Source organism: Amycolatopsis sp. NPDC059021, from assembly GCF_042739895.1.
In the GTDB taxonomy this organism is placed as follows: Bacteria; Actinomycetota; Actinomycetes; order Mycobacteriales; family Pseudonocardiaceae; genus Amycolatopsis.
Window position 1 is genome coordinate 7,715 of record NZ_JBHYIQ010000087.1, and the last position, 24,997, is coordinate 32,711.

The 24,997-nt window shown below is 71.3% G+C and carries 22 protein-coding genes; 12 read left to right on the forward strand and 10 right to left on the reverse strand.

Annotated elements, in window-relative coordinates:
* Positions 1-148: 148 nt before the first annotated feature.
* The 4 genes from sucD to ACFWX1_RS36345 all read right to left on the reverse strand — a co-directional run bounded on the left by sucD (position 149) and on the right by ACFWX1_RS36345 (position 4,500).
* Complete coding sequence (sucD, locus tag ACFWX1_RS36330) at positions 149-1,039, reverse strand: succinate--CoA ligase subunit alpha (RefSeq protein WP_378394338.1); 891 nt, start codon at positions 1,037-1,039, stop codon at positions 149-151.
* 1 nt (position 1,040) lies between these two features.
* Entirely contained in the window at positions 1,041-2,210 is a 1,170-nt protein-coding gene (gene sucC / locus ACFWX1_RS36335) for an ADP-forming succinate--CoA ligase subunit beta (protein ID WP_378327553.1), read from the reverse strand.
* Positions 2,211-2,327: 117 nt separating this feature from the next.
* Positions 2,328-2,726 carry a hypothetical protein gene (locus ACFWX1_RS36340; protein ID WP_378394339.1) on the reverse strand — a complete coding sequence of 133 codons (399 nt, stop codon included), beginning with the start codon at positions 2,724-2,726 and terminating at the stop codon, positions 2,328-2,330.
* A 7-nt stretch (positions 2,727-2,733) separates the two neighbouring features.
* Positions 2,734-4,500, reverse strand: coding sequence for a hypothetical protein (locus ACFWX1_RS36345; RefSeq protein ID WP_378394340.1), 1,767 nt, complete (start codon positions 4,498-4,500; stop codon positions 2,734-2,736).
* An 878-nt stretch (positions 4,501-5,378) separates the two neighbouring features.
* Here ACFWX1_RS36345 and ACFWX1_RS36350 point away from each other — a divergent pair.
* Complete coding sequence (locus ACFWX1_RS36350; protein ID WP_378394367.1) at positions 5,379-6,065, forward strand: M23 family metallopeptidase; 687 nt, start codon at positions 5,379-5,381, stop codon at positions 6,063-6,065.
* A gap of 302 nt (positions 6,066-6,367) precedes the next feature.
* Here the strand turns inward: ACFWX1_RS36350 and ACFWX1_RS36355 are convergent, their stop codons facing one another.
* Complete coding sequence (locus ACFWX1_RS36355) at positions 6,368-6,673, reverse strand: hypothetical protein (RefSeq protein ID WP_378394341.1); 306 nt, start codon at positions 6,671-6,673, stop codon at positions 6,368-6,370.
* A 335-nt stretch (positions 6,674-7,008) separates the two neighbouring features.
* Positions 7,009-9,432, reverse strand: a complete 2,424-nt coding sequence (pcrA, locus tag ACFWX1_RS36360) for a DNA helicase PcrA (protein ID WP_378394342.1) — start codon at positions 9,430-9,432, stop codon at positions 7,009-7,011.
* 108 nt (positions 9,433-9,540) lie between these two features.
* Between pcrA and ACFWX1_RS36365 the strand changes: the two genes are divergently transcribed.
* From ACFWX1_RS36365 to ACFWX1_RS36395, 7 genes are all read left to right on the forward strand, one after another.
* Positions 9,541-9,972: a DUF1707 domain-containing protein gene (locus tag ACFWX1_RS36365; protein ID WP_378394343.1), complete on the forward strand. Its 432-nt coding sequence runs from the start codon at positions 9,541-9,543 to the stop codon at positions 9,970-9,972.
* A 164-nt stretch (positions 9,973-10,136) separates the two neighbouring features.
* Positions 10,137-10,433 (forward strand): chorismate mutase, encoded by a 297-nt coding sequence (locus ACFWX1_RS36370; RefSeq protein ID WP_378394344.1) that lies wholly within the window; start codon positions 10,137-10,139, stop codon positions 10,431-10,433.
* A 232-nt stretch (positions 10,434-10,665) separates the two neighbouring features.
* Positions 10,666-10,971 (forward strand): hypothetical protein, encoded by a 306-nt coding sequence (locus tag ACFWX1_RS36375; protein WP_378327560.1) that lies wholly within the window; start codon positions 10,666-10,668, stop codon positions 10,969-10,971.
* Positions 10,972-11,297: 326 nt separating this feature from the next.
* A complete protein-coding gene (locus tag ACFWX1_RS36380; protein ID WP_378394345.1) occupies positions 11,298-12,602 on the forward strand; it encodes a hypothetical protein in 1,305 nt (434 codons plus the stop codon).
* A 256-nt stretch (positions 12,603-12,858) separates the two neighbouring features.
* The gene (locus ACFWX1_RS36385) at positions 12,859-13,737 is read left to right on the forward strand and encodes a hypothetical protein (protein ID WP_378394346.1); all 879 of its coding nucleotides are present in this window, start codon (positions 12,859-12,861) and stop codon (positions 13,735-13,737) included.
* Positions 13,738-13,945: 208 nt separating this feature from the next.
* On the forward strand, positions 13,946-15,595 hold the full coding sequence (locus ACFWX1_RS36390) for a serine/threonine-protein kinase (RefSeq protein ID WP_378394347.1): 1,650 nt from the start codon (positions 13,946-13,948) through the stop codon (positions 15,593-15,595).
* Between the two features lie 12 nt (positions 15,596-15,607).
* Complete coding sequence (locus ACFWX1_RS36395; protein ID WP_378394348.1) at positions 15,608-16,723, forward strand: protein kinase; 1,116 nt, start codon at positions 15,608-15,610, stop codon at positions 16,721-16,723.
* Here ACFWX1_RS36395 and ACFWX1_RS36400 read toward each other — a convergent pair.
* Entirely contained in the window at positions 16,720-17,622 is a 903-nt protein-coding gene (locus ACFWX1_RS36400) for a LysR family transcriptional regulator (RefSeq protein WP_378394349.1), read from the reverse strand. The genes ACFWX1_RS36395 and ACFWX1_RS36400 overlap by 4 nt on opposite strands.
* A 103-nt stretch (positions 17,623-17,725) precedes the next feature.
* On the opposite strand from ACFWX1_RS36400, the gene ACFWX1_RS36405 reads away from it, so the two are divergent.
* Complete coding sequence (locus tag ACFWX1_RS36405; protein WP_378394350.1) at positions 17,726-18,673, forward strand: DMT family transporter; 948 nt, start codon at positions 17,726-17,728, stop codon at positions 18,671-18,673.
* Between the two features lie 125 nt (positions 18,674-18,798).
* Entirely contained in the window at positions 18,799-19,143 is a 345-nt protein-coding gene (locus ACFWX1_RS36410; protein WP_378394351.1) for a hypothetical protein, read from the forward strand.
* Between the two features lie 59 nt (positions 19,144-19,202).
* Here the strand turns inward: ACFWX1_RS36410 and ACFWX1_RS36415 are convergent, their stop codons facing one another.
* From ACFWX1_RS36415 to ACFWX1_RS36425, 3 genes are all read right to left on the reverse strand, one after another.
* Entirely contained in the window at positions 19,203-20,825 is a 1,623-nt protein-coding gene (locus ACFWX1_RS36415) for an ABC-F family ATP-binding cassette domain-containing protein (protein ID WP_378394352.1), read from the reverse strand.
* 207 nt (positions 20,826-21,032) lie between these two features.
* Complete coding sequence (locus ACFWX1_RS36420; RefSeq protein ID WP_378394353.1) at positions 21,033-21,740, reverse strand: response regulator; 708 nt, start codon at positions 21,738-21,740, stop codon at positions 21,033-21,035.
* A 7-nt stretch (positions 21,741-21,747) separates the two neighbouring features.
* A complete protein-coding gene (locus tag ACFWX1_RS36425) occupies positions 21,748-23,094 on the reverse strand; it encodes a PspC domain-containing protein (protein ID WP_378327568.1) in 1,347 nt (448 codons plus the stop codon).
* 110 nt (positions 23,095-23,204) lie between these two features.
* Between ACFWX1_RS36425 and ACFWX1_RS36430 the strand changes: the two genes are divergently transcribed.
* Positions 23,205-24,551, forward strand: coding sequence for a PspC domain-containing protein (locus tag ACFWX1_RS36430; RefSeq protein WP_378394354.1), 1,347 nt, complete (start codon positions 23,205-23,207; stop codon positions 24,549-24,551).
* Positions 24,544-24,789: a hypothetical protein gene (locus ACFWX1_RS36435; protein ID WP_378394355.1), complete on the forward strand. Its 246-nt coding sequence runs from the start codon at positions 24,544-24,546 to the stop codon at positions 24,787-24,789. The genes ACFWX1_RS36430 and ACFWX1_RS36435 overlap by 8 nt, the downstream gene beginning before the upstream one ends.
* Positions 24,790-24,997: the final 208 nt, after the last annotated feature.

Consider the following 24,997-nt stretch of genomic DNA (forward strand, 5'->3'; position numbering starts at 1 on the left):
CGACTCCCGCCCTCGCCTTCGCGGTGCTGTGCACACGCTCTCTACACTGTTCCTTCTCTCTCACGCGCGCCCGCGCGCGGCCGCCCACCGTGCGGGGGGGGGGGCCGCCCGGGGCGGTTCGCTGTGTGGAAAGCGGCTTTTGCCCCACTCAGTGGAGGGAGTTGTACAGCTCCCTGGCGAGCACGGCGGTCTCGCTCGGGGTCTTGCCGACCTTGACGCCGGCGGCCTCGAGGGCCTCCTTCTTCGCGGCGGCCGTGCCGGAGGAACCGGAGACGATGGCGCCGGCGTGGCCCATGGTCTTGCCCTCGGGCGCGGTGAAGCCCGCGACGTAGCCGACGACCGGCTTGGTGACGTTGGCCTTGATGTAGTCGGCAGCGCGCTCCTCGGCGTCGCCGCCGATCTCGCCGATCATCACGATGACCTCGGTCTCGGGGTCGTTCTGGAACGCCTCGAGCGCGTCGATGTGCGTGGTGCCGATGACCGGGTCACCGCCGATGCCGACGGCGGTGGAGAAGCCGATGTCGCGCAGCTCGTACATCATCTGGTAGGTCAGCGTGCCGGACTTCGACACCAGGCCGATCTTGCCGGCGCCGGAGATGTCGGCCGGGATGATGCCCGCGTTGGACTTGCCGGGGCTGATCACGCCGGGGCAGTTCGGCCCGATGATGCGGGTCTTGTTGCCCTTGGCGACCGCGTGCGCCCAGAAGTAGGCCGAGTCGTGCACCGGGATGCCCTCGGTGATGACCACGGCGAGGCCGATCTCGGCGTCGATCGCCTCGATGACCGCGTCCTTGGCGAACTTCGGCGGCACGAAGATGACCGACACGTCGGCGCCGGTCTCCTTGATGGCCTCCTCGACCGTGCCGAACACGGTGAGTTCCTTGCCCTCGATGGTGACCTTCTGGCCGGCCTTGCGGGCGTTGACGCCGCCCACGATGGTGGTGCCGGACTTGATCATCTTGGTCGCGTGCTTGGTGCCCTCGGAGCCGGTGAGGCCCTGCACGATGACCTTGCTGTTCTCGTTCAGGAAGATCGACATGTCACGCACCTGCCGCGGCGAGCTCGGCGGCCTTGTCGGCCGCGTTGTCCATTGTGTCCACCACGGTGACCAGCGGGTGGTTCGCGTCGGCCAGGATCTGGCGACCCTCGACGACGTTGTTGCCGTCCAGGCGGACGACCAGCGGCTTGGTGGCCTCGTCGCCCAGGATCTTCAGCGCCTCGACGATGCCGTTCGCCACCGCGTCGCAGGCGGTGATGCCGCCGAAGACGTTGACGAACACGCTCTTCACGTCGGTGTCGTTGAGGATGACGTCCAGTCCGGCCGCCATCACCTCGGCGGACGCGCCGCCACCGATGTCGAGGAAGTTGGCGGGCTTGACGCCGCCGTGCTTCTCGCCCGCGTAGGCCACGACGTCCAGAGTGGACATCACGAGGCCCGCGCCGTTGCCGATGATGCCGACCTCGCCGTCGAGCTTGACGTAGTTGAGGTCCTTGGCCTTGGCCTTGGCTTCGAGGGGGTTCTCGGCCTGCTTGTCGACGAGCTCCTCGTGCGCCGGGTGCCGGAACGAGGCGTTCTCGTCGAGGGTGACCTTGCCGTCGAGGGCGATGATCTTGTCCTGCGGGTCACGGACCAGCGGGTTGACCTCGACCAGGGTGGCGTCCTCGGAGACGAACGTCTCCCAGAGCTTCACCACGACGTCGGCGGCCTCGTCGATGATCTCGGCCGGGAAGTTTCCGGCCTTCAGGATCTCGAGCGCCTTCGCCTTGTCGACACCGGTGATCGCGTCGACCGGGATCTTCGCGAGCGCCTCGGGGCGCTCGACCGCGAGCTGCTCGATCTCCATGCCGCCCTCGGAGGACGCCATCGCCAGGAACGTGCGGTTCGCCCGGTCCAGCAGGAAGGAGAAGTAGTACTCGGACGAGATGTCCGAGGCTTCGGCCACGAGCACGCGGCGCGTGATGTGGCCCTTGATGTCGAGGCCGAGAATGGCTTCCGCCTTCTCCTTGGCCTCGTCGGGGGTCTGCGCCAGCTTGACGCCACCCGCCTTGCCACGGCCACCGACCTTCACCTGCGCCTTGACGACGACCTGGTTACCGATCTGCTCCGCGGCGGTCTTGGCTTCTTCGGGGGTGCTAGCCACCGAGCCCGGCAGAACCGGTACTCCGTGGGCGGCGAAGAGATCCCTCGCCTGGTATTCGTAGAGGTCCACTACTCCAGTCTCCTGACGACACGCCACTGTGGTGGTCCGCTGCCGGACCGCGCTGTCGGACCAGTCGAGGTTAGCGACCTGCGCAGACGCAGGGGACTCCGCACCTGGTGAAGTCGGTCACCGTGCGCGGTCAGACGGTGCTTCACCGGTGTGAGAACGCACACCGACGAGCCAGCCGAGGGCTTCGTCGGCGGTTTCGAAGGCCCTCACGCCGCTGTGCGCGACACCGTCGAGTGCCGTGCCGAGCACGAAAAGGTGCACGTCCGGCAGGCGCCCGGCGAGCGGTTCGAGTCCGGCGACGCCGGTGCCTGTGCCCACGACGACGCCGAGCGCGTCGGGATCCTCTTGTTCGGCGGTACGGACGATCTGCTCGGCCGTACCGAGCGGACCGGCGTAGACGACCTCCATGCCCTCGTCCCGCAGCAAGCGGCCGAGGAGCCCGGCGGCCGCGCCGCCGTCACCGATCTCGGCGAGCAGCACGCGCAACAACGGCCTGCTCATGCGATCGGCTCGCAAGCGTCGCTCATGCCTGCCGCCGTGCGCCGCCGAGAGCCATCCCGGCCGCCACGAGCACCGCTGCGAGGGCACCGAGAGCGAGCCAGAACCCGGTCGCCGGCCGCGCGCCGTCGAGGGCGGAGCCGATGAGCGGGTACTCGGCCGCGTGCACCGCCACCAGCAGTGCCGCGCCGAACAGCCCGGCCGCCGCCGGGCCAGGACGGGACCGCTGCGACAACACTAGGGAACCGAGGATCACCACGAGCGCGGTCAGCAGTCCCCAGGACGGAGTGTCGAAGTTCGTCCACAGCCCTGGTGCCACGTACCCGGGGGCGGTGAACACCGGAGTGCCGAACGCGGCGACCGCGAGGACCGCCGCCGCGACCACCGGCGTCAGCACCGCGCCGCCGGCACGCGGCCCTTCGGCGCCGCTGTCCTCGCGCTCCACCACTCCGGCGGCGACCGCGGCGGGCGCGGTGAGCAGGGCGAGCACCAGCGCGGCGACCGTCCACCCGACCCCGGCGCCGAGGTCGTAGCCGATCGCCGTCTGCCCGGCGTCCGCGCCGAACCCGGTGAGGTTCGTCGCGTCGGTGGCGGCGACCGCCGTGCCGAGCACGGCCGTGCCGGCGAGCACGACCGCCGCCCAGGCCACCGCGAGCACCGGCCGGACGGCGCCCGCGACCGGCGGCATCAGCATGAGCAGGCCGAGTACGAGGACCAGCACCCCGGCGGCCAACAGCAGCCAGCGGGCCGGACTCTCCGGCGGCGGGCCGGTCAGCACGGCCCCGGCCCTGGTCACCAGTTGCGGGGCGAGCGCGCCGATCACCGCGGCGATCGCCGTCAGCACGGCGAGACCACCACACGCCAGCCGCCACCAGAACAGACCGGGCAGCCGCGCTTCCCCGGCCAGATCGCCCTCGGGCTCCCTGCCGTGTTCGGGCACGGTCAGCCGGGTGGCGGCCAGGCCGAGGACGGCGACCGCCGCGACGACCGCGAGCGCGGGCCCGAAGCCGGGGCGCAGGTTCGGCACCGCGAGCCCGGACACCACCGCCGGCAGCGCCACCGCGAGCACGGCTACCGACGCGCCGATCAGGCTGCCCTTGGCGACGCCGTCGGAGGCCGAGGCGAGACCGAGCACCAGCACCAGCGGGAGCGCGCAGGCGAGCAGCAGGAACCCGCCCAACGCCGGCCACGGCCCCTCGAACGCCGAACGCGCCAGCAGGTAGACGTCGTCCGAGCGGACGGGCGCCATCAGCAGGCCGACCGCGGCGGCCACCGCGAGCAACGGCACCACGAGCCGCCACCGCCGCCGCCCGCCGACGGTCCCGGCGATCTCCGCCCGCTGGCGGGCGGCCCGCGCCGCGGGCACCAGTGCGGCCAGGGTGAGCACATCCCCCGCCAGCAGCAGCCACAGTCCGGGCCCGGCGGCCGTCCGGTCCAGCAACCGCGACGGCAGGTACAGCTCCGGCCGGATGGCCAGCGGTCCCGCCGTGAGGAGCTGCAGGTCCAGCAGCAGCCGTCCCGGGGCCAGCGCGCCGAGGCCGACCACCAGACCGGCCGCCGTACCGGGCCGTCCGGTGCGGCCGCACCACACCGCCGCCACGGCGGGGACGAGTGCCAGCACCACGAGCAACGGCCAGCTGCCGAACCCACGCGACACGTCGGGCGACACCGGCAGCAGCGCCCCCGCCATCAGCGCGAGCGCGCCGGCGACCACCAGGACCAGCGCGGCGATCAGTGACGGCGAAGGACGCCGATCCTCGAACTCCGCGCCCGGCCCGGGACCCGCGGTCAAGCCGCCATCCGTGGCCATCGGTTTTCGCGCCGCGGGACTCCCGGCCCGATGACCACCCGAAGCGGGAATCCCGGAGCGCGCGTTCCCCTCAGTGGGATTCCCGGTTACGGGAAGCCCGGCTGCGGCATTCTCGGCGACACCGTCCACCGCGGGATCCGCTTCTCCCGGCCCCTTCTTCCCGGGATCCACACCTTCGGAACGGCCCGTACCTGCGGATTCGTCATCGGACGGGAGTTCGGCGGATTCGTCACCAGAAGGCTCGGCCCGGCCGGATACGGGATCCGGCGGCGAGCCCTCCGACGGAGGCCGTGCGCGCGAAGTCATCGTGCGCGACGCTAGCAAGCCGACCGGCGAAGCCCGTGGCACCGGGGCATTAGCGCCCCTCAACATCGGCAGTCGAACGGTTATTCCTCCTCCCCGCCCGCCGAGGCCCGGCGAAGGCCGTTTCCCGGCCCCGGAACCGCCGAATGGCCTCTACAGGTCTGTAACCGACGTCACATCCGGTGAAGTAGGTGGCAGTTAACTTTGGGTAATCCCCACAGCTAGCCGCAGGGTCGGCGCCGCTCGTTCGGCCGACACGGAGGACAGATCTTGCCGACAACGGTCTCCCTTCGTTACTGTCCCCCGGTCCCCATTACAGTCAGGTCACAAAGCAGGACGACGAGCGAACCACCCCCGAGGTTGGCTCACCGGGTTCCCCCGCCCGGGTCCTCAGATCTGATTCCCCGACGATGGAAGGCCCCGTCTTGGCTTCACACCGCTCCCCCGGCGGCCAAGCTCCTTCCCCGGCACTGCAGGACGCACTGGACGGTGCGGTCGTGCGCGTCCGGGGCTCGCATCGGCTCCCCGCGCCGTCTTCCGCCCTGCGCGGCCGGGTCGTGGTCGCGGCCGTCGCCGCCGGCGCGTTCGCCGCCGCGGCCGCGGGCCAGACCCTGAAGTCCACCAGCGGATCCGACTCCGAGGCGAAGGTGACCCCCCTGGCCAGCAGCCAGGACGCGAGCGCCGCCTTCACCGCGGGAGGTGCCGCCTCGGGGGGCGCGCCCGAGCTGCTGCCCACCGGCCACGCCGCCGACGCCTCCGCGGAAGCCGCGAAGCTGGCCGATAGCGAGCAGTTCACCCAGGCCCGCGAAAAGCGCGAAGCCGACGCCGCCAAGAAGGCCGCCGAGGAAGCCGCGCGGCCCAAGACCTGCGCGCCCGCGCACGGCACCTTCAGCTCGGGGTTCGGCGCCCGGTGGGGCACGAGCCACATGGGCGTCGACATCGCCAACGCGATCGGCACCCCGATCTACGCGGCTTCGGACGGCACCGTGATCGACGCCGGACCCGCCAGCGGATTCGGGCTCTGGGTCCGCGTGAAGCTCGCCGACGGCACGATCCACGTCTACGGCCACATGAACAGCTTCTCGGTCTCCGTCGGCCAGAAGGTCAAATGCGGGCAGCAGATCGCCGAGATCGGCAACCGCGGCCAGAGCACCGGCCCGCACCTGCACTTCGAGGTGTGGCAGAACGGGACGAAGAAGATCGACCCGCGGCCGTGGCTCGCCGAGCGCGGCGTCGAACTCTGATCCAGCGGACTCCGCACCGGCGAGAGACCTCGCTTCCGCCGTGCCCGTACAAGCTTTCCTCGGGCGCGGCGGACGTACCACCGGCTCACCGGTTCGCTCTCGGGTGGCACGTTTCGGCCCCTGATGCGGCCGTGGCCCGCCCCAGCGCCGGTCGGCGACCATCGCTGTCATCTGCGTGACCCCAGGGCTTTCCGGCGCTTTTCCGGGCGCCCGCCGCCGATCCGGTGGCGCGAAGATCCGCGCGAGCACCGCCTTCAGCACTCCGCCGGGCCGACGTCCCCACGTCCGCCCGTGCGACGCCGTCATCCGCCGCTGTGAAGCGCTACCGCACCTCGCCCGGCAGCCGCCCGGACGAAGTAGCCCACCGCGACCTGCCAGACCGTGCACAGCGACGCCTGCCGCCGGACCGGCCACCAGCCGAACCAGCCGAGACGTGCTTTCCCGGCCGCCCGCGCCCTGGTGGTCCACCGGCGGCCGCCGCAGGCGACACACCGCCCGTCGCCGCCCAGCTCGTGCATGCGCAGCAGCGCTCGCCAGGCGGCGGCCAGGCGGCACGCCTCCGCAGGGACCGGCCCCGAGCAAGCCGGTCCTCGTGGTACGGATTCCACCTGTCCCGGACCCCGATCCGGGGCACATGTCCCCACCACACCCCGCAAGTACTCCTGTACCCCGCCTGCCAGGAGCCCAAACAAAACCGCGTCCACACCCCGTTCTCCCCTCCGGGGCGGCGGACCCTGCCAGCCTACCCCATTTCGTCGAACTCGTGTTCGATGAATTCAGGTATAGCGGAGGGGGACGACGATTCGGGCGGCGGTGACGGCCGAGCCGCCGCCCTCGGCGCGGGCCGCCCTCCGGGGAGGACGGCGGAATGCTTGCGGAGAACGGGAAAACGGGAGAAGACCCGGCGGGCGGCCCGCCGGGCATGTTCACTCGGACGAGGGAATCAGAGCTTCACCATGGGCACGCTGCCGATGAGCATCAGCCGGACCTTGCCCGACGCGCCGAAGTCGATCGTCGCGGTCGCCCTCGGTCCCGTGCCGTCGCAGGAGATGACGGTCCCGAGCCCGTACTTGTCGTGGCTGACCCGGTCACCGACGTCCAGTTTGAGCGCCACGGTGTCCTTCCAGCCCTTGCCGAACGGGCTGGTGCCCGAAGACCCCGCGGCCCCGGAAGACCCCGAGGACGAGGAGAACCCGCCGCTCCGGCGCCCCCAGGTGGTCGCCGCGCGAGGCCCGGAGGACCCGAAACCGGTGCCGGAGGACGGTTCCAGCCGCCGCCAGTCGACGAGCTCCGGCGGCACCTCGTCGAGGAACCGGGACGCCGGGTTCGCCTGCGGCTGGCCCCAGGCCGAACGCACCAGCGCGCGGGAGACGTACAGCCGCTGCCGCGCGCGAGTGATCGCGACGTAGGCCAGCCGCCGCTCCTCGGCGAGTTCCGCCGGATCGCCCAGCGCCCGCATGTGCGGGAAGACGCCGTCTTCCCAGCCGGTGCAGAACACCACCGGGTACTCGAGCCCCTTCGCGGTATGGACGGTCATCAGGGTGACCACCCCGGCCCCGCCGTCACCCTCTTCGCCGCCGTCGGCCGCCGGGATGGAGTCCGCGTCCGCCACCAGCGACACGCGCTCCAGGAAGGCGGGGAGCGAGCCGGGCGCGGGCGTGCCCTCGGCGTCGGCGACCAGTTCGGCGTTCTCGTCGGAGAGGACCTCCGCGGTGAACTCGGCGAACTCCCTGGCCACCGTGACGAGTTCGGTCAGGTTCTCCACCCGCGACGCGTCCTGCGGATCGTCCGACTCCTCCAGCTCGACGCGGTAGCCGGTCTTGTCCAGCACCGCCTCCAGCACGTCGTGCACCTCCGCGCCGGACGCGACGACCTCGCCGAGTTCGTCCAGCAGCGCCACGAACCCGGTGATCGCCTTGGCGGAGCGGGGATTCAGCAGCGGGACCTTGCCGGCCACCGCGTCCCGCAGCGCGGCCGCGAACGAGATCCGCTCGCGCTCGGCGTGCGTCGCGACCACGGCCTCGGCACGGTCGCCGATCCCGCGCTTGGGCACGTTGAGGACGCGCCGCAGGCTGACCGTGTCTTCCGGATTGGCCAGCACCCGCAGGTACGCGATCATGTCGCGGACCTCGCGCCGCTCGTAGAAGCGGACGCCGCCGACGACCTTGTACGGCAGCCCGAGCCGGATGAAGATTTCTTCGAAGACCCGGGATTGGTTGTTGGTGCGGTAAAAGACGGCGATGTCGGAGTACTCCGCTTCGCCCTTCTCGGCCAGCGCGTCGATCTCGCCCGCGATGAACGCGGCCTCGTCGTGGTCGTTGTCCGCGACGTAGCCGACGATCTTCGCTCCGTCGCCGGAATCGGTCCACAGCCGCTTCGCACGCCGGTTGGGGTTACGCGCGATCACCGCGTTCGCCGCGGAAAGGATCGTCTGCGTGGAGCGGTAGTTCTGCTCCAGCAAAACGGTGCGCGCGTTCGGGAAGTCCCGCTCGAACTCCTCGATGTTGCGGATGGTCGCGCCGCGGAAGGCGTAGATCGACTGGTCCGCGTCACCGACGACGCACAGCTCGGCAGGCTCGATCCCGGACTCGCTCGGCTCGGTCCCGGCCAGCTCGCGGACCAGGGTGTACTGCGCGTGGTTGGTGTCCTGGTACTCGTCGACCAGCACGTGCCGGAACCGCCGCCGGTAGTACTCGGCGACGGCGGGGAAGGCCTGCAGCATCTCGACCGTGCGCATGATCAGGTCGTCGAAGTCCATCGCGTTGGCCTGGGTGAGCCGCCGCTGGTACTCGCCGTAGACCTCGGCGACGCGCCGCTCGAGGTCGTTGCCCGCGTTGGCGGCCGCCGTCTCGGCGTCGACGAGTTCGTTCTTGAGGTTCGAGATGTGCACGGCCAGCATCCGCGCGGCGTAGCGCTTGGGATCGATGTCGAGGTCACGCGCGACGAGGGTGATCAGCCGCTTCGTGTCGTCGGAGTCGTAGATGGAGAAGTTCGACGACATCTCCAGCGTTTTGGCTTCCCTGCGCAGGATCCGCACGCACATCGAGTGGAACGTCGACACCCACATCGCGTTCGCGCGCCTGCCGACGAGCGTGGCGACGCGCTCGCGCATCTCGGCCGCGGCCTTGTTGGTGAACGTGATCGCCATGATCTCGCCCGGATGCACGCGGCGGGCCGCGAGCAGGTAGGCGATCCGGCGGGTCAGCACCCGGGTCTTGCCCGAACCCGCGCCCGCGACGACCAGCAGCGGGCCACCGGCGTGGGTGACCGCTTCGCGTTGTGCCGGGTTGAGATCCTCGAGCAGCTCGGCTGGCCCGTCCGCGACGGGTGCGGGGCTTTCGGCGGGGAGATCGAAGAGGGTGTCCATCGCCTGTCCACGCTACCCCGGGGGCGGAAGCTACCGCGTCAGGCGTAGGCGTGGATGTCGCCTGCCGTCCGACGCGCGCCGCCGGGTCCGCGCGGAGCATCGGGAAGCATGGACGAGAAGAAGATCCCCGCGCGGCTGCGAGCCGCGGACAGCGACCGGGAACGCGTCGCCACCGTCATCCAGGCCGCCGGCACCGACGGACGGCTCGGCCTCGACGAGGTCGAGGAACGGCTGAGCATGGTCTACGCCGCCCGCTACACCGACGAACTCGGCGAGCTCACCGCCGACCTGCCGCGACCGGAGCCGAAGCCGGAACGCCGGGGCGGGCCGCCGATCGCGGGCGCGTTGCGGCATCCGGCGTTGCGGATACACCTCGCCGCCGTAGTCGCGCTGAGCGTGCTGCTCGTCATCCGCTGGGCGATGTCCGGCGTGCCGTTCTTCTGGCCGCTGGCGCCGATGTTCTGGCTCGTGGCGAGCTTCTTCGCGCATGCGCGGATCCGCGGTTTCCGGCAGCGGCGCCGCGGCGCTGTGCCATACTGATCTCGTGCGGCACCACGCGGAGCGATTTTTTTACGGGACCCGGACTCCGGCTCCCGTGATCGCGTAGTGCCCGATACCGCAGTCACAGCCAGCCCCGGAGTCCTCGGACCCGGGGCTTCGCCGTCCCAGGGACGAGTGAGGTTCCGGACTTCAGAGAGGTCCCGATGAACGCGCAGACGCAGAACACCGAAGAGCCGACCCCGGCCGAGGTCCCCTCGGCGGACGACATCTCGTCGCTCCGCGAGGAGATCGACTGGCTGGACGCGGAGATCCTGCGGCTGGTCAAACGCCGCGTGGAGGTGTCGAAGACGATCGGCGCGGCCAGGATGGCCGCGGGCGGCACCCGCATCGTCTACAACCGCGAGATGGACGTGCTCGCCCGCTACCGCGAACTGGGCCCGGAGGGCCGCCAGCTGGCGATGGCACTGCTGAACCTCGGCCGCGGACGGCTGGGCCGCTGACGCCGCCGGAGGAACTCAGGGTTTTCCCCGAGCCACCCGCCGCCCGGCACGGGCACACTGGTGGTGACCACACACCGCCGGCCACGGCCGGGCCTTCCGCTTCCGCGGAGTCACGCTTCTCCCGACCGGCAGACCTCGCGTGCGACGCCGTCCAGCGCGGGGTGCCCCGGCCGCGCGCCCGCGGCGGGCACACTGGAACGAAACGGGCAAGCGTGACAAAAGGAAGGACATCATGATCAACGTCATCGCCGTCGTCATCGCGATCGCGAGCGTGCTCGCCGCCTTGGGCCATGTGGGTTACCTGGCCCTGTTGAACAACGCTGCGGGTAAGCGTGCCGGTGGCGCGCCGGTCGCCGAGTACGTCCGCGGCCGGTGGGCGATCGCGGGCGGGACCACCGCCGCCTCGCTGTTCGCATGGCTGCTGACCAGCGGCGGACCGTTCCTCGACATCGTTTCCATCATCGTCGCCGTGGGCAGTGGCGCGGTCGCGACGAAGGCTCTTCAGTCGACCCAGGCGAAGTATCGCAGCGGAGGGTGACCACCAGGAGCAGGTGTTATAGCACTCCGTAGCGTCGGCCGCGCCCATTTGGCCGCGCCCGGTCGGGTGAATCATCTGCAACTTGCAGGCTCGGCCGAGACTTCGGCGGCCGGTCCTCTTAGGGTGGTCCGCGTGAGGACCCTTGCGTCTGGGTCGGGCGATGCCCGAGAGGCGCGCGGGGGCAGCGGCCCTGCGCGCCCGTTCTCGCATGCGCGTGCATCTGCTCAGGAGTCCGCGCGTGATTCCGCGCGTGAGCGGTGTGCTCCGTTCGGCTTAACCGTGGCCGCACCGACGTCAGGGCGGACCGCCGGAAGGGTCGGTCCGATATGACCGCACGCGCGGAACACCCAGGACATGGCAGGGCCGCGAGCGGCGCGCATCCGGGCAGGCACCGGGCGGGCGCGGCGGGTACCTGGACGCCGCCGGTGCCACCGAGGCAGGGCGGCCAGCACCACCGGCGGGCCGCGGAGCCCGTCGACCCGCCCTCGACCGGTTCCCTTCCGCTTCCCCCGCCGCGGACACCCGATCCCGGCCGGGGCTCGACGTCCGGTTTCCTCGGCACGCACGGCAGCCTGCCCCTGCCCCAGCCGCTCCCCCAGCCACAGCGGCCGCCGCGTGAACGTCCGGCTCCCCCGCCCCTGGCCGCCGAACCGCCTGCCGCGCCGCCCGCCCGCGTCCAGGTCTCCTTCGCGGCGCAGGCCCGGGAGCGAGCCGCGCGGCACGAGGAGCAGGCGGCACAGCGCACCCGCGTGAAGCTGACCCCGCCGCCCGCGCGGCCCGCGGTGCCGGAAGAGGACGACGTCCGGGTCTACCTCGCGCCGCCCGCCGACGGGCTCGGCACGTTCGACCTCGGTTCGGTGCCCGCCTCGGTCACCCCGCCGAAGACCTGGCGCAAGGCGGCCTGGTTCGCGACCGGCGCCTCCGGGGCCGTCGTGGTCGGCCTGCTGTTCGCCGGGACGCTGCTGGTCGGCAAGCCGGAAACCGAACAGGCCAGCCAGGGCGGCTGGCCCGGTTACCGCGGTGGCGCCCCGGTCGTCAGCGAGGATCCGTCGTCGCTGACACCGCCGGGGCAGCACGGCGGCACCGGCGGGCACCCGAGCAGCGGCCGCCCCGAACGCGCGATCGGCAACACGAGCAACTCGCCGGGTGGCGCCACCCCCGGCACTTCCGACAGCCCGGGCGGTACGGCCACGGATCCGGCGGGGACGCCGCTGACCACCTCGACGTCGAGGCCGGGCAGCCCGTCGGCACCGTCGACGAGCCGCACGCCGCAGAAACCGCCGATCACCCCGGCCGACCGGACCACCACGCCGCCACCCATCTGGTACGCGTCGCCGCAGAACGCGAAGGCCATGGGGGACAACTCGGAGAAGTTCTTCAACACCGTCACCACCAACCCCAGCGAGGCGTCGTCGGTGACCACCGGCGAACTCCGCGACGAGGGGCCCCAGCGGCTGTCCGAGCGGTACGCCGACGTCGCCTACTTCGAGGTCAAGAAGGTCGCCATCGACCAGCGGAAATCGCAGACCGTCAACACCGTCGAGGTCACGCACAAGGACGGCACCAAGACCATCGAGCAGCACACTCTGACGTTCGGCGACGGGGACAAGATCACCAGCGACGGCCGGTAACCGTTACCTGCAAGTGCAGGCTTCCCGTTCCGATGCACGTGCGGTGCGCCGAACGGTCTCCCCTGGTCCGGGTGGGTGACATAGGCTGCCGTTCGTCGTATCGCGACGGCATCCCGGCGACAGGCTCTGGCAGTTGCCGTCCGCGCAGGGTTACCTGACGACAGCGGGGCCGGAACCGATCACAAGTCGGCCGTCCGGCCCAGCGGCGGCAGCCGAACGGCCTACCGTCGTCCCCGGACCCCAGAGCGAGGATTTCGTGCTTGATCGGCAGCGCACGCGGCGTGAACCGGACGCCGTCCGCGTCGAGGACGTGATACCGGCCGAGATTCTCGGCGATGTCGGCGACGCCGACCGCGCCTATCTCGAGCAGGTGTTCCGCGAGCCGCAGAAGTACCTGCCCCCGCGCCGGCAGTCCGGCCGCTCCGGCGCCACGGCCGAGGACGGCTCCGAGGATTCCGGGGACGAGCCGGAGAACCGCTTCGCCCGCCGCGCCAAGCTGGCCGGGCTCGCCATGGCGGGCGGGCTCGTCGCCACCGCCGTGGTCGTCGCGCCGACGCTCACCGCGGCCCACCGTCCCGTCACCGTCTCGGAGGCCACCGCGCCCGCCGGGTTCAGCGGCGCCGCCGCCCTCGGCGGCCACGCCGTCCCGCAACAGCAGCGTCGCACCGCCGACGGCGGCACCACCGTCGGCCAGCAGGACACGACGGGACACGGCAAACCGCCCGCGTCCTCGTCCGCGCCGTCGCCGGGCCAGCCCTCGGCGACAGCGTCGAGCAGCGCCGCGCCCACCAGCTCCACCACCACCTCGGCGCCGAAGACGCCCGGCGACAAGCTGGCCGCGGTGAAGAACTTCTACGCCACGATCGGCCGCGACGCCAACGGCGCCCTCGCGCTGCTGGCCCCGGCACTGGCCGGCGGCGAGCCCGGCGACCTCGTGCGGGCCTGGAGCACCATGGACGCCATCGACGTGCAGGAGAAGGACACCCAGGTGCAGCCGGACGGGTCCGTGCTCGCCGTGGTCACCATGCGCCAGCCCGACGGCGGCCTGCTGCGCGTCACCCAGCTGCTCCGGTTCGCCGAGCACACCGCCGGTCTGATCACCGACGCCCGGCTGCTGTCGGCCCAGTACATGTGACCCTGCCGGGCCGCCGCGAGGCGTTCGGGCTGTGCCGAGTGTGTGTGCACAGAGTGAACGCCTAGCCTTGTCACGGGCCGGTCTCGGTGAAACCGGCACACAGCCCACAACATGTGCATACGCTCCGGAGGTGCGACGTACCCATGGCCACGTCGCCGGGACGGGTGAACCCCCGTCCCGTGAAGTCGGAGCCCCAAAGGGAGGTCGCGTGAGCGACGAGGGTCGCCTGGTCGCCGGCCGGTACCGCATTGTCCAGCGGATCGGTACGGGCGCGATGGGTGCCGTCTGGCAAGCGCACGACGAGGTACTGGGCCGCACAGTGGCGATCAAGCAACTGCTGCTCCAGCCGGGACTCGAGGCACACGACGCGGAGGACGCCCGGCAGCGCACGATGCGCGAGGGCAGAATCGCGGCGCGGCTGCATCACCCGAACGCGATCTCGGTGTTCGACGTCGTCACCGACGACAACGGCCAGCCCTGCCTGATCATGGAGTACCTCAACTCCACGAGCCTGGCGCAGGTCCTGCAGGAACGCCGCACGCTGCCGCCCGTCGAGGTGGCGCGGATCGGCGCGCAGGTGGCCGCGGCGCTGCGCGAGGCGCACGCGGTGGGCATCGTGCACCGCGACATCAAGCCGGGCAACATCCTGCTCGCCGGGAACGGCACGGTGAAGATCACCGACTTCGGCATCTCCCGCGCCAAGGACGACGTCACGGTCACCAAGACCGGGATGATCGCCGGGACACCGGCCTATCTCGCGCCCGAGGTCGCCATCGGCGGCGATCCCGGTCCCGAGTCGGACGTGTTCTCGCTGGGTTCCACGCTGTACGCCGCGTGCGAGGGCCAGCCCCCGTTCGGTCTTTCCGAGAACACGCTGAGCCTGCTGCACGCGGTCGCCGCCGGACAGATCAACCCGCCCCGCCAGTCCGGCCCGCTGGCCAGTGTCCTCGCGGTGCTGTTGCACCCCGAGATCGAGCACCGGCCCACTGCCGAAGAGTGCGAAGAACTGCTCGACGCCGTCGCGCGCGGGGAGACGCCGCTCGGCGGGCCCGCGGACGAGACGGTGCTGTCGCCTGCCGCCGGAGTGCTCGGCGGCGCGGCGGTCGGCGCCGCGGCAGGCGCGGTGGGCGCGGCCGCGCTCGCGGGCGAGGACGAGGTCCCGGCCGGGCACTCGGGCACGCTGCTCGACGGCCCGGAGCCCGATGGTCAGTACTACGACGACGAGGACGACTACGCGCCGGCCACCGGATATCCGGAAGACGACTACGACCGGCAGGGCTACTACCCGGACGAGCACTACGACAACGGTCACGGCGCCGGCCCCGACCGCACCGCGCTGATGGCGCCGGGCGCGGCCCCCGCGACCGAGATGCTCGACGACCCGTACCACGACTACGACGAGCCCCCGCCGCCTCCGGCTCGCGGCCACACGAGCCCCGAAGACGAAGAGGACAACGAGAAGCCCGGCGCGTGGAAGAAGCCCGCGATCATCGGCGGTGTCGTCCTCGTCGCGCTGGTCGGTCTCGGGGTGTGGCTGCTGGGCTCGAACAACCCGGAGACGCCCGCCGCTCCGCCGCCCCCGGCCTCCACCTCCAAGGCGCCGTCGACCTCGGAGTCGGCACCGTCCACTTCGGAGAGTCCGGCCACCACGGAGTCGTCCGTCGCGCCCACGACGTCCGACACTCCGACGCGGCGCACGACGCCGCGGAACACGCAGTCGAACAACCCGCCGCCACCACCGCGGACGACGCCGACATCCGATACAGAACAAACGACTACACCCAAACCGCCGACGAAAACGGCTACGCCCACGACGACGCCCACCGCATCTAGCTCGCAGCCGCCGGCTGGCGGCTAGCCTGGACTTGTTATGAGTTCTGAAGGCAGCATCGTCGGGGGCCGCTATCGGCTGGATCAGCCGATCGGCCGGGGCCGCGCGGGCATCGTCTGGCTCGCGTTCGACACCCGGCTGTTCCGGACCGTCGCGATGAAGCGGATGTATCTGCCCGTCGGGTTGCCGCCCGACCGTGCCGAGCAGGCGCGCTCGGCGGCGATGCAGGAGGGCAAGGACGCGGCGCGGATCGAGCACGCCTGCGCGATCAAGGTGTTCGACGTGCTGCCGGACGGCGAAGACATCTGGCTGGTGATGGAGTACATCCCCTCGCGCAGCATGTCGACGTTCCTGGCCGAGCACGGCACACTCACCCCGGAGCAGGCGGCGTCGCTCGGCATCCAGCTGGGCAAGGCGCTGACCGCGATCCACGCGGCCGGGATCGTGCACCGCACGCTCGAACCGGGCACGGTGCTGCTGGCCGACGACGGCGGGGTGAAGCTCACCGACATCGGCATCACCGGTGGCGGCCCGACGCCGGCGTACCGCGCGCCGGAGGTGACTCGCGGACTTCCGCCGTCGGCGCCCGCGGACGTGTTCTCGCTCGGGGCGACGCTCTACGCCGCGGTCGAAGGGATGCCGCCGTTCGGCGAGGACGGGCAGTCCTCGGAACGCCCGCCGCAGAAGGCGGGCGTGCTCAGCGGCGCGCTGCGCAAGATGTTGCGGGAGGATCCGCTGGTCCGGCCGACCATGGCCGACACCGTCCGCTCGCTGAGCGCGATCACCGAGGGCAAGGAGACGGCGTTCATCCCGCCGACCGCGCCCGCGATGCCGACCGTGCCCGCCTCGTGGCCGGTCACGGCCGGGGCGCAGCTCCCGCAGCAGATGCCGGTCCAGCAAGCACCGGTCCAGCAGGCGCCGTTCCCACAGCAACTCCCGCAGCAGCAGCCGCTTCAGCAGGCGGCGACGCAGCAGATGCCGGGCCCGGTCGCGACGCAGTACGCGCCACCGCCGGTTCAGCCCGCACCGAACGCGGCGCCGACGCCGTCGCGGGGTTCACTGTCCCCGGCGACGCGCAAATGGCTGCTCACCGCGGCCGCGATCCTGGTCGCCGTGCTCGTCGGCGTCGGCATCGCGGAACTGCTCTTCGTCTAGGCCACCTTGCTCGTCGCCTCACGCATGGCGTCGAGCAACGTGCGGACGGCGGGCCGGCCACAGGCGCGTTCGGTGATCGCGGCGTGAATGGAACGGAAGGGGCCGGGGTTGCGGATCTTGCGCGTCACGACTCCGGGATGCGGGGTGCCGAGCCCGAGGTCGGGAATGAGGCCGACCCCGAGTCCGGCGGCGACGAAGCCCTGCGCGGTCTGGTAATCCTCGGACTCCACGACGAAGTTCGGGGAGAACCCGGCCGACGCGCAGGCGTCGAGCAGGATGTTGCGGCAGATGCCGGGAACGCCGTCGATACCGATCCACGGCTCGTCGGCCAGCTCGGTCAGGTCGAGGACGCGCTTGCGGGTCAGCGGATGCGCCTTCGGCAGCACCGCGCGATACGGGTCGTCGAGCAGATGCACGAACTCGACGCCTTTGCCTGCCGACCGCTCGTGCGGGGAGACCACGATCGCGACGTCGGCACGGCCCTCCTCCACTTCGGGCAGTGGATCGTCCGGTTCGACGAGCTTGAGATCGAGCCGGATTCCCGGATGCTCGCGGCGTACGGCGGCGACGGCGGGCGGAACCAGCGACGCGCCGGCTGTCGCGAAGTAGCGGATGCCGAGGCTCCCGGTGTGTCCCGCCTTGAGTTCGGTGAGCGCCGCCTCGGCGCGGGCGAGCTCGGAACTCAGCGTCTCGGCGTGTTCGGACAGCAGCGAACCCGCCGGAGTGGGCCGCACGCCGCGGCCGACGCGCATCAGCAGCTCGACCCCGGCCTCACGCTCCAAAGTGGACAGCTGTTGGCTGATGGCGGACGGGGTGTAGCCGAGGTTCCTGGCCGCGGCGGTGATCGACCCGCTGGTGATCACCGCGCGCAGCACCTGCATGCGCCGTACGTCCAGCATGGTTCCGATACTACAGATCTCCTTAACTATCCGTGTAGTGATATTCGCTTGTCCTTACGTCTTTTCGCGGCGAGGCTGGAGGTGATCGTTGAGGAGGACTGGGGTGAGTGAGACCAAAACCCTGCTGCGGATCGCCGCGCTGGCGTTGATGTGGGGGTCGAGTTTCTTCTGGATCAAGCTGGGGCTCGGGGCGCTGTCCCCGGTCCAGCTGGTCCTCGCGCGGCTCGTGCTCGGGGCGGTGGTGCTGCTGGCGCTGTGCCGTCTGTTCGGGAACCGCCTGCCCGCGGATCGCCGGACGTGGGGGCATCTGGCGGTGGCCGCGTTCTTCCACAACGCGTTGCCGTTCCTGCTGTTCGCCATCGGCGAGACGACCGTGGACTCCGGGATCACCGGCGTGCTGAACTCGACGACCCCGCTGTGGGTGCTGGTCGTGGCGCCGATGCTCGGCGTGCCGAGCCGGATGACGGCGGTCCGGGTGACCGGCCTGATCGTCGGGCTCGCCGGGATCCTGCTGATCTTCGCGCCGTGGCAGGCCTCCGGGCTGCTGAGCTGGGGAGCGCTGGCGTGCCTCGCGGCGGCGGCGAGCTACGGCTTCGCGTTCGTCTACGAAGGCCGCTACCTGTCCGGAACGGGCGTGTCGCCGTACGCGCTGTCGGGTGGCCAGATGCTGCTGGCGAGCGGGTTCATGCTGCTGGCGATGCCGTTCGGAGGGCTCACCCCGATCCACCTGAGCCCGGTGCCGCTGATCGCCGTGCTCATCCTCGGCGTCGGCTCGACCGGGATCGCGTTCGTCCTGAACTACCAGCTGCTCGCCAGCGAGGGCGCGGTCGCGGCGTCGGTCGTCGGCTACCTGTTGCCTGTCGTCTCGGTACTGCTCGGCGCCGTGTTCCTCCACGAGCCCCTGGAACTCCGGGTGATCGCCGGGATGCTCGTCGTCCTCGGCGGCGTGGCCCTCACCCGCCTCCGCAAGCGGGAGCAAGGGACCTTTACTCCCGCTTCCACCGCCGCCCCCGAAACGGAGCGACGCCCCCTCGCCCCCGCCACCGACTAACCCCCACCCCCACCCCGCCGCGTCACACCAGCCCCACCCGCCCCAACCGAGCGCGTTTAGCGGGCTAAACGCGCTCGTTAGGGCGCGTACGCAAGTTCCTGGAAAACGGAGTGGAGGTGGTCGGTATGAGCGAGACGACGACGCTGTGGCGCCCGACGGGCCCTGAGGAACTGGAACTCGTCCGGGCCTCAGGATGGCGAGAATGGCCGCCGCGGCTACCCGATCAGTCGATCTTCTACCCGGTGCTCAACGAGGACTACGCCGTCAAGATCGCCCGTGACTGGAACGTGCCGCACAGCGGCGTCGGCTACGTAACCCGTTTCGAGGTGGAAACGGCGTTCGTGGAGCGCTACCCGGTTCAGCAGGCGGGTGGGCGCACGATCCTGGAGCTATGGGTCCCGGCCGGGGAACTCGCCGAGTTCAACACCCACATCGTCGGACTGATCGAGGTCGTGCACGAGTTCCGGTGAAGTCCGTGGGGGTCGCATCGAGGGACCAGGGGCCTATCGATGCGACCCCCACGGAGTGTTCAGAGGCGGAGCCGCGGCCAGTTCGCGGTGTCGCGCAGGAGCTGCCGGTCGTGCGTGGCGAGCACGACGGCCGCGCCGGTCGCGGCCAGCGCCTCGGTCAGTTCCTCGACGAGCGACATCGACAGGTGGTTCGTCGGCTCGTCGAGCAACACGACGTGCGGCCGCGACGCGAGCAGCATCGCCAGGTCGAGACGTCGCTGCTGGCCGATCGACAGCTCCGACACCCGGCGCCGCGCATCGGCCGCGGACAGCAGGCCCAGCCGCTCCAGCGACACGACCTCCCCTTCGCGCAGCCGCCCGTCGACGACGAACTTGTCCACCGCCGCGGCGAACACATCCCGCGCGGAACGCCGTGACGACGCGGGCGATTCCTGCGCCAGCAACGCCACCCGCGCGGACCTGGCCCGGCGCAGCGTGCCGGACGCGGGAACAAGGTCGCCCGCGAGCACCGACAACAGCGTCGACTTCCCGGAGCCGTTCGCGCCCGTGATCACCAGGCGATCCCCCGAGCGGAGCGACAACGACCGCGGCCGGGTCAGCCGGCCGTCGACCGTGACGTCCTCGGCCGCCAGCAGCGTCACGCCCGGCATCGACGGAAGCTCGGGCACGTCCAGCCGCAACGGCGGCTCGGGAACGGCGACGACATGCGCCTCCAGGTCCTCCTGCCGCCGATGCACCGCCCGCACCAACCCCGGCGCGCGCGTCGCCCGGGTGTGCTTGCCGGTTCCCTTCGCCGGACGCCACCCGGTCGACAGCCGATCCTGCGCCGCCGCGAGATCCTCGGCCAGCCGCTGCTGTTCGGTCTGCTGTTCCCGGTACTCGGCGAACCAGCGCTCACGTTCGGCACGCCGGCCTTCGCGATAGCCGGCGTAGCCGCCGCCGTAGGTGCGCGGACGCCCGTCCCGGGTCGGATCGAGGTCGAGCACCGCAGTGACGACGTCGGTGAGCAACGCCCTGTCGTGGCTCACGAGTACCACCCCACCCGGATGCTCCCGAAGCCGCGCGGTGAGATGCGCGAGGCCGTCGGCGTCCAGGTGGTTGGTCGGCTCGTCGAGCAGCAGCAGGTCGTGGCCCGCGCCGAGCAGGCACGCCAGCCGGACACGGTACCGCTGGCCGACCGACAACGTCGCCAACGGCCGCGACCGGTCATCGACGGCGCCGAGCGCGGCCAGCGAAACGTCGACACGGCGGTCCGCGTCCCACGCGTCCAGCGATTCCGCCGCCGCGAGCGCGTCGGCGTACCGCTGTTCCGCGCCGGGACGTTCCTCGACCAGCGCCTCGGTCGCCGCGTCGAGTTCCTGCACGGCGAAACGGGCGTCGGCCAGTTCGACGTCGATCAGGTCACCGACCGTGCGGTCGTCCGCGACGGGCATTTCCTGATCCGCCACGCCGAACGTACCGACCAGCTGCACCGAACCGCTGTCCGGCGCCAGCGCACCCGACAACACTTGCAGCAGCGTGGTTTTCCCTCGCCCGTTCTCCCCGGCCACGCCCAGCCGGACGCCGGGAGAAACGGTCAGGTCGACACCGGCGAGAACCGGTTTTCCGCCACGGGCGACGTGGAGATCCGACGCGGCGAGATGCGCCCGATGGCGCGCGGGCACGACTAAAGAGCGAGTCATTACTTCCTCCTGTACCGAATACCCGCGCGCTACCACCGGAGAATCCGGGAGCACGCAAAAGGTATTCGTGTAGTCCGAAGTGGACAGTGGTCACCGAAGGCAAGGACGGGCCTTGCCGGGCGCCATCAGAGGAAGTAGAAGTACATCACGCCAATGACGTTAACGGAGCCGGGAAAGGCCCCGCAAACGCTTTTCGTGTGTCGGCCGCTACACCAGGCGTCGGTCGGAAGCCCAGCGGGAAAGCTCATAGCGGTTGGACAGCTGCGTCTTGCGCAGAACGCTCGACACGTGGGTCTCGACCGTCTTCACCGAAATGAACAGCTCGGACGCGATCTCCTTGTAGGCGTACCCCCGCGCGAGCAGGCGCAGGACATCGCGCTCGCGCGGGGTCAGCAGGTCCAGTTCCGGGTCGTTGATCGGCGCCGAACCCGGCCGGTCCGCGAAGGCGTCGAGCACGAACCCGGCCAGCCGCGGTGAGAACACGGCGTCGCCGTCGGCGACCCGCACCACCGCGCGCACCAGTTCCTTCGACGAGATCGTCTTGGTGACATAGCCGCGCGCGCCCGCCCGGATGACCGCGATGACGTCCTCGGCCGCGTCGGACACCGAGAGCGCGAGGAACACGACGTCCGGCAGCTCCGGGCGCACGCGACGCAGCACTTCGGCGCCACCGCCGTCGGGCATGTGGACGTCGAGCAGGACGACCTGCGGTTTGGCGCGCGCGATCCCGGCCACCGCCTCGCCGACCGAGCCCGCCTCGCCGACCACCCTGACTTCGTCGGTGATGGTGTCGAGTTCGGTGCGCACCCCGGCGCGGAAAAGCGCGTGATCGTCGACGAGGAAGACCTTCACCGGCTCCCGCGCCTGCTGGTTCTCCGTCACGTTGCTCCCCTCATCGGCCGCGTCACCGAGCATAGCGGCCTCAGGCGGCACCCTTGCCCGCCTTCACCGGCATGGCGAGCTGGACCTCCGTGCCCTCCCCCGGTGCGGTGCGCAGTTTGCACGTCCCGCCGTGCCTGCTCATCCGCCCGCGGATCGAATCGGCGAGCCCGTGCCGGTCGGCCGGGACGACGTCCGGGTCGAAGCCCTTGCCGCGGTCGCGCACGAAGACCGTGACCTCCGTCGGCTCGACCTCGGCGTAGACGCTGACCTCCTCGACGCCGGCGTGCTTGGCGGCGTTCACGATCGCCTCGCGGGCCGCCTGCACCAGCGCGGTCAGTGATTCGTTCAGCTCGGCCTCGCCGACGACGACCTGGCCGACCGAGATCGCGAAGGTGTCCTCGACCTCCCCGCACGCGGTGGCCAGCGCCTCCGACAAGGACCCGGCGGTGACCTCGGCGTCGTCCTTCTTCCCGCTTTCGGCGCTCTTGCCGTAGCCGGACGGGCCGTAGAGCCAGCCGCGCAGTTCCCGTTCCTGACCACGCGCCAGCCGCGCGACCTCGCGCGGGGACTCGGCCTGCTTCTGGATCAGCGCGAGGGTCTGCAGCACCGAGTCGTGCAGGTGCGCGGCGATCTCGGCGCGTTCGTCGGTGCGGATGCGGGCCTTGCGCTCGTCGCTGAGGTCGCGGACAAGGCGGAGCCAGAACGGCACGGTCAGCACCGCGACCCCGATGAGCGTCGCGAGCACCGCGACCAGCGCGAACTGGACCTGATCGAAGCTGCCCGACCGCAGGATGACCACGCCGATGCCGGTCATCACCAGCGCGACGCCCGCCACGACGCGGATGACCGCCTTCCAGCCGCCCCCGCCGAGGAACGCCCCGGCGACGCTGTCCTTCGCGCCGGTACGCCAGCGGCGCCGCTGCGATTCGTCGGCCTCCCGCCAGACGACTGCGGCACCGATCATCGCGACCGCGAGCGGAACCGCGACCCAGCCGCTGATGAACCCGGTGAGCGTGCCACTCGCGACGGCGAGGCCGACGCCGAGCGCGACCAGGCCGAACGCCTGCTGCCGTTCCTTGCCGGTGGGCTGCGGCTGCTCGGCGTCCTCGGCACGCTGCTGGACGAACACCCACAGCAGCCCGTAGGCCAGCAGCCCGGCGCCGTTGACCGCGGCGAGCAGCGCGAACGCGGTGCGGACCCAGACGACCTGCACGCCGAGGTGATCCGCGAGCCCGCCCGCCACACCCGCGATGGCACGGCCGGACCGGCGCCGGAACATCTTCGGCGGCCCGGCGGGCGCGACGGGCACAACGGGTGCCGCGGCCTGCGACGTCACCTGCTCGGCGGTGTCGTGGTCGTGGGAATCCTGCACGCCGTCCATGGTCACACGCCGCGACGTCGTGATCCATCAGGGAAACCCCTGACCCCCGGACTCTGGGGAGATCTCAGGGTCCATCCCGGATGTCCGCGGCGCGCGCGTGCCGCATGCTTTCGGGTATGAGTGGTGCGAGTGAGTCGCGGACCTCGAAGCCGCAGCTGGTGAACGACTTCGAAGAGACCGTGAAGGACTTCTGGGCGAGCAGGCCGCGGCGGCCGTTCGCCGGGCGGAAGTTCGCGGGGGTGGCGGCGGGACTGGGGAACCGCTACGGCATCGACCCGGTCGTGGTGCGCGTGGCGCTGGTGGTCGCGACGGTCTTCGGCGGCTTCGGCGTGGCGTTCTACCTCCTCGGCTGGCTGTTCTTCCCCGGCGAGGGCGACGAGGTCTCCGGGTTCGAGGCGCTGATCGGGCGCGGCCGCTCGGCGGTGTCGCCCGCGTTCGCGGTCGTGCTGTGCCTGGCCCTGCTCCCGTCCGCGATCACGGCCTTCGGGGGCGGCTGGTTCGACGGCGGCGGCCTGATCGGCTTCGCGCTGACCGCGGCGGCGCTGTATCTGCTGCACCGCAGCCGTGGCCAGCTCAACCGGCCCGAGCCGGTGACGCCGCGGGCGAAGCACGGCGCGGCTTCTTACGCCACTACGGGGACTTCGGGGACCGCAGGGTCCGCTGGGACTACTGGGTCTTCTCTGGGGAACGGAGCTTTCACGATGACCGACACGACGACCGCGCCGTCGCCGTCGCCCACGGGTTTCGACCCGCTGGCGGCCGACCCCGCGGGCTGGGACCTGCCGGAGGCCACGCCGCCGCCGGCACCACCGCGGCCGGGGCCGCCGCCTGGGGCGCCCGCACCGCGCGGACGCCGGTCCAAGATCGGCTCGGCGACGTTCGGCCTCGCCATCGTCGTCGCGGGCGCCGGCGTCGCGCTGAACCTGGACGGCAACAGCTGGTTCAGCCTGCCGCACATCATCGGCCTGGTGCTCGCCGTGGTCGGGATCGGCATGGTGGCGGGGGCGTTCGTCCGCGGCGGACGCGGGCTGGTCGGCCTCGCGGTCCCGCTGGCGATCGCCGGGATGGTGCTGACGACCGTGCCGTTCGACAACTTCTCGCTGCGAGGGGGCGTCGGTGACATCGACGCGACGCCGAGGAACCTTGCCGAACTGAAGCCGGTCTACCAGCACTCGGCGGGCAACATCAACCTCGACCTGACGCAGTTGCCCGCGGGTGAGCCGCTCACGACGACGATCACCAACGGCGCCGGCGACACCAAGGTCGTCGTGCCCGCGACGGCCGATGTGACGGTGTCGTGCAAGACCAACGCCGGCCAGGTCGACTGCCTCAACCACGGGAGCTCCGGGGTCGGGCAGAGCGCGACGACGGTGACGGACAACGGCACCGACGGCGCCGGCGGGCAGAGGATCACCCTGACCGTGACGAACACCGTGGGCAATGTGGAGGTGCGCCGTGGCTGAGGAAAATCCGTACGCCTACGACGAAGGCTCGGCCGAGACGCCGGCCCAGCCGGCACGGCGCGGCATCGACGCGTTCACCCTGATCGTCGGGATCGCGACGCTGCTGGTGTCCGGGTACGTGCTCTCGGACGGCGCGACCTGGCTGCCCCGGTTCGACTTCCGCTGGGTGATCGCCGGAGCGGCGGTGTTCGTCGGGGTGCTCCTGCTCGGCGCGTCCTTCCGCAAACGCAGGCACTGACCTTCCCGCACACAGACCACTTCTCACACGGAGGCCCCGGGCACCCCTCACCCGGGGCCTCCCCCTGTGTCCGGCGGTGCCGCCCCCGAAGCGCAGTTAGCGGGCTAAACGCGGTCCTTAGCATGCCTAAGCGCCGCGTTTAGCCTGCTAAAAGCACTAGGCGGGGGCGTTTTGGGCGGGTTTTTCGGTGAGGAGGGCACCCACAGGC